We start from the raw sequence: 467 nt of genomic DNA on the forward strand, positions 1-467 counted from the left end.
CGATCGACGTCTGCGCCGCGCCGCGCCGGGTGGCGCCCGCCTGGACCACGGCGTTTTGCACGGGCAGTTCGTCCACCTGGCGCACCAGTTCGTCGAGCCGGGCCAGCAGGCCGGCGGTGTCGGTCACGCTGGCCCGCGACAGGCGGTCGAGGTCGAGGCCGATGGCGCGCTGCACGGGGGTCAGGCGCGGTTGCGCCGCGCGTTCGATGCGCTGCTGCGCGCTCTTGAGCGCCGCCACCAGGGGTTCCAGGCTGCCGCTGAGCTGCGCCTGCTGCTGCGCCAGCCGGATCGCGGATTCAACGTCCACCAGCAGGTTCTCGTCGCGCGAGCGCGACAGGCTCTGCATGAGCTCTTCGAGCTGGCTGCGCTGCAGCGCCACTTCGCCGAGCCGGGTTTCGGCGACGGACAGGCGCGCCGCCGTGTCGCGCACCAGTTCTTCGGCCTGCCGGGCCATGCTGCGGGCCTCG

At 73.4% G+C, this 467-nt stretch carries 1 protein-coding gene; it reads right to left on the reverse strand.

The window, feature by feature from the left end:
• Positions 1-467: uroporphyrinogen-III C-methyltransferase (locus VTU_RS0106380; RefSeq protein WP_010102280.1), on the reverse strand; the 467-nt coding region annotated here is incomplete at both ends.

The sequence above is a fragment of the Verminephrobacter aporrectodeae subsp. tuberculatae At4 genome (assembly GCF_000193225.1).
GTDB lineage: Bacteria > Pseudomonadota > Gammaproteobacteria > Burkholderiales > Burkholderiaceae_C > Acidovorax > Acidovorax aporrectodeae.